The organism is Trinickia dabaoshanensis (assembly GCF_002879885.1).
In the GTDB taxonomy this organism is placed as follows: domain Bacteria; phylum Pseudomonadota; class Gammaproteobacteria; order Burkholderiales; family Burkholderiaceae; genus Trinickia; species Trinickia dabaoshanensis.
This window is the reverse complement of record NZ_PNYA01000065.1, coordinates 1-2,051: the sequence shown is the minus strand read 5'-3', so window position 1 is coordinate 2,051 and position 2,051 is coordinate 1. Positions and strand designations below refer to the sequence as shown.

Annotated in this window: 2 protein-coding genes; both read right to left on the bottom strand. The window is 65.6% G+C overall.

The features are described 5' to 3' along the window. Positions 1-1,104: sulfate adenylyltransferase subunit 1 (locus tag C0Z18_RS32355; RefSeq protein ID WP_102649532.1), on the bottom strand; the 1,104-nt coding region annotated here is incomplete at its 3' end. 38 nt (positions 1,105-1,142) lie between these two features. Further along, positions 1,143-2,051, bottom strand: a 909-nt coding sequence (gene cysD / locus C0Z18_RS32350; RefSeq protein WP_233217590.1) for a sulfate adenylyltransferase subunit CysD, incomplete at its 5' end; no start/stop codon positions are given.

The following is a 2,051-nucleotide window of genomic DNA, read 5'->3' as shown; positions in this document are numbered from 1 at the left end:
GCCGATACGCGCGAATACCGTGTTCGTGGTTTGCTTCAGCAAATATTTGCGTTGGGTCGAAAGCGGCTCTTCGTCGAACCAGCATAGATCGGCTTCGAGCTTTTTCGACGGCTGCGGCGCCGCTTGCGCGGGCACGAACGTATCGCCGCGCGAGACGTCCACGTCCTCGGCCAAGCGGATCGTCACCGTCTGACCCGCGAACGCGCGATCCACTTGCGCCGTGCCGCCCGGCACCGGCGCGATGATCTCGGCCACGGTCGCCTCGCGCGCCGCCGGCAGCACCACGATCGCATCGCCCACGCGCACTTCGCCCGCTTCCACCCGGCCCATGTAGCCGCGGAAGTCGTCCGCGCTCGAACCGTCTTGGCGCGCCACCCATTGCACCGGGAAGCGCAGCGCCTCGCCCGTGGCCTGCGCCACCGGCAACTCCTCGAGCACGTTCAACAGCGGCTCGCCCGCATACCACGGCATGCGCTCGCTCGCCTGCACGATGTTGTCGCCCTTGAGCGCCGACACCGGCACGAAGCGTACGTCGGCGATCCCCAACTGCCGCGCCAATTCGACGTACGCGTCGCGGATTTCGTTGAAGCGCGTCTCGCTGTACTCGACCAAGTCCATCTTGTTGATCGCCACGATCACGTGCTGCAAGCCGAGCAGCTTCACGATCGCGCTGTGACGCTTGGTCTGCGGCAACAACACCGTATGACCGTCGTCCGTCTTCGTCACGCGCGTGGCATCCACCAGGATGATCGCCGCGTGCGCCGTCGAGGCGCCCGTCACCATGTTGCGCGTGTACTGCTCGTGCCCCGGCGTATCGGCGATGATGAACTTGCGCCGCGCCGTGGCGAAGTACCGGTAGGCCACGTCGATCGTGATGCCCTGTTCGCGCTCGGCCTCCAAGCCGTCGGTCAGCAGCGAAAGATCGATCTCGTCGCCCACGGTGCGCTTGTTCTTGGCGCGCGAAAGCGCCGAGAGCTGATCCGAGAGCACCGCGCGGCTGTCGTACAGCAGGCGGCCGATCAACGTGCTCTTGCCGTCGTCGACGCTGCCCGCCGTGATGAAACGCAGCACGCCGAGGTCTGCCGGTTGATGAGGAGTACTCATGATCTCGATTCCGTCTTCAAGTGTTCGGGTGCCCGGCTTCAGAAGTAGCCTTGCTTCTTGCGCTGTTCCATCGCCGCTTCGGAGGCCTGATCGTCCATCCGCGTCGCGCCGCGTTCGGTGATGTCGGTCACGGCCGTCTCGGCGATGATCTTCTCCGCGTCGTCGGCGTCCGATTCGACCGGGCACGTGCAGCTAATGTCGCCCACTGTACGAAAGCGCACGATCACCTGCTCGCTTTGCTCGCCCTCGCGCATCGGCGTGAGCGGCGTCACCGGCACGAGCAAGCCGTTGCGACGCACGATCTCGCGCTCGTGCGCGTAGTAGATCGAGGGCAGCTCGAGCCCTTCGCGCGCGATGTACTGCCACACGTCCAGTTCGGTCCAGTTCGAGATCGGGAACACGCGCAGGTGCTCGCCCTTGTGCAAACGCGCGTTGTACAGGCTCCACAGTTCGGGGCGCTGCGCTTTCGGGTCCCATTGGCCGAATTCGTCGCGGAACGAGAAGATGCGCTCCTTGGCGCGTGCCTTCTCTTCGTCGCGGCGCGCCCCGCCGATCATCGCCGTGAAGGCGTGCTGCTCGATCGTTTCGAGCAGCGTCACGGCTTGGGCGGCGTTGCGCGAATCGGTCTCGCGGCGCAGCCGCACCGTGCCGCGCTTGATCGAATCCTCGACGTGACCCACCACGAGCTGCGCGCCGATCTGCTCGGCGCGGCGATCGCGAAAATCGATCACCTCGGGATAATTGTGCCCCGTGTCGATGTGCACGAGCGGAAACGGCAGCGCCGTCTTGCGCTGGGCGCCGAGCCCGAACGCCTTGAGCGCCAGGTGCAGCACGACGACGGAATCCTTGCCGCCCGAGAACAGCAACGCCGGCTTGCTGCATTCGGCCACGAGCTCGCGCAGGATGTGAATCGATTCCGCCTCGAGCCAGTCGAGATGGTCCATGCG